Source organism: Collinsella aerofaciens, from assembly GCF_015552075.1.
Lineage (GTDB): Bacteria > Actinomycetota > Coriobacteriia > Coriobacteriales > Coriobacteriaceae > Collinsella > Collinsella aerofaciens_Y.
This window is the reverse complement of the sequence record NZ_JADNDZ010000062.1, coordinates 1-1,774: the sequence shown is the minus strand read 5'-3', so window position 1 is coordinate 1,774 and position 1,774 is coordinate 1. Positions and strand designations below refer to the sequence as shown.

The window sequence follows — 1,774 nt, the reverse complement described above, 5'->3', positions numbered from 1 at the left end:
CCGGAGAGCACTTAATGTGCTCTCCGTGCGAGCAGGACTGTCCGAGCAGGCGACCTTATGCCCCGCCCCTCGGGACGATGGGATAGAACAGGAGCGCATATGGCAGGCAAGCCGCAAACACTAGCTACGACCTCGGCATTCGAGATCTTGGGCCCCGTCATGGTCGGCCCCAGCTCATCGCACACCGCCGGCGCCCTGCGCTGCGCCCAAGTTGCCGCCAGCCTGCTGGAAGGCCGCATCACCAAAGTCACCTTTGGCCTGTGGAACTCCTTCGCCCACACCTACCGCGGCCACGGCACCGATCGTGCGCTCGTCGCGGGCATCCTGGGCCTCGACACCGATGACGAGAACATCAAGCAGGCCTTCGACCTCGCGCGCGAGCAGGGCCTCGAATATCACTTTGACATCAAAGGCGACGACGCCTCCATCCACCCCAACACCGTCGACATCGAAATGGTCGACGACACGGGCGCCACCGCCCAGGTTCGCGGCGAGAGCCTGGGCGGTGGCAAGATGCGCATCAGCCGCATTAACGGCGTCGGCGTCGACATCTCGGGCATGTATTCCACGCTCTTCGTGGCGCACAAGGACGTCCCCGGTGTACTCGCCGCGCTCACCAACCTACTCGCCTACGCCCACGTAAACATCGCCTTCTGCCGCACCTACCGCACCGAAGTGGGCGGCCAGGCCTACTCCGTCTTTGAGACCGACGGCGCGCCCGACGACACCGTCGTCCCCATGCTGCGCAAGCTCGACAATGTCGATTACGCGACCTTTATCGAGCTCCCCGGTTCTGCCTCGTCGCTCTCCCCCGGCGTCTCGGCAAAGGAGATCTTCGACGACGGCGAGCAGCTGCTCGATGCGTGCGAGGAACTGGGACTCAGCATCGGTGCCGTCATGGCCGTTCGCGAGGCACGTCTGACCGGCGAGGCCCACGCCGTCGCCGCCATGCGCCGCGTGCTCGACGTCATGCGCGAGGAGACAACGGCCCCCATCGCCAATCCGCAGCGCTCGCTCGGCGGGCTTATCGGCGGCGAGGCCAAGCTCGTCGAAGCAACCCGCTGCAACGATTTGAGTGAAAGCCTGATGGGCCCCGTCCAGACCGAAGCCGTGGCCCGCGCCATGGCCGTGCTCGAGCGCTCCGCCACCATGGGCGTGATCGTCGCAGCTCCGACGGCAGGATCCGCGGGTGTCGTGCCCGGCTGCGTGCTGGCGCTCGCCGATCACCTTCAGCTCGACGACGAGCAAGTCATGGACGCGCTCTACTGCGCAGCTTCCATCGGCCTCAACCTCACCACAAGCGCCTGCGTTGCCGGCGCCGAGGGCGGCTGCCAAGCCGAGGTCGGAAGCGCCGCCGCCATGGCAGCCGCCGCGCTGGTGCAGATGCTCGGCGGCACGCCCGAGCAGGCGCTTGACGCCAGTTCCATCGCGCTGAGTAACCTGCTGGGCCTCGTTTGTGACCCCGTCGGTGGCCTCGTGGAGGTGCCCTGCCAAAACCGCAACGTCATCGGCGTGGCAGCGGCCTTTAGCTCGGCACAACTCGCCCTCGCAGGCATTAAGAGCCTGGTGCCGTTTGACCAGATGGCACATGTCATGCTCTCAGTGGGCCACGCGTTGCCGGCCACGCTGCGCGAGACGGCAAAGGGCGGCATCGCGCAGGCTCCGGCCGCACTTTCGGCCTGTGCAAAATGCGGTGTGTGCGGATAGCGGCAAAGAACGAATCAGAACCACCCTTAAAAAGGGTGGTTTGCTCTTAGGGTATAACCCACGGGCC

Annotated in this window: 1 protein-coding gene; it reads left to right on the top strand. The window is 65.8% G+C overall.

Translation table 11 applies throughout. From position 1 onward, the window contains the following. Window positions 1-99 precede the first annotated feature (99 nt). Window positions 100-1,707, top strand: a complete 1,608-nt coding sequence (gene sdaAA, locus I2D41_RS04425) for an L-serine ammonia-lyase, iron-sulfur-dependent, subunit alpha (protein WP_195363668.1) — start codon at window positions 100-102, stop codon at window positions 1,705-1,707. The last annotated feature ends 67 nt before the right edge of the window (window positions 1,708-1,774 follow it).

Bases quoted from the DNA above. Each gene is read 5' to 3' on its own strand.
- sdaAA (WP_195363668.1), top strand. From the start codon at position 100: ATGGCAGGCAAGCCGCAAACACTAGCTACGACCTCGGCATTCGAGATC.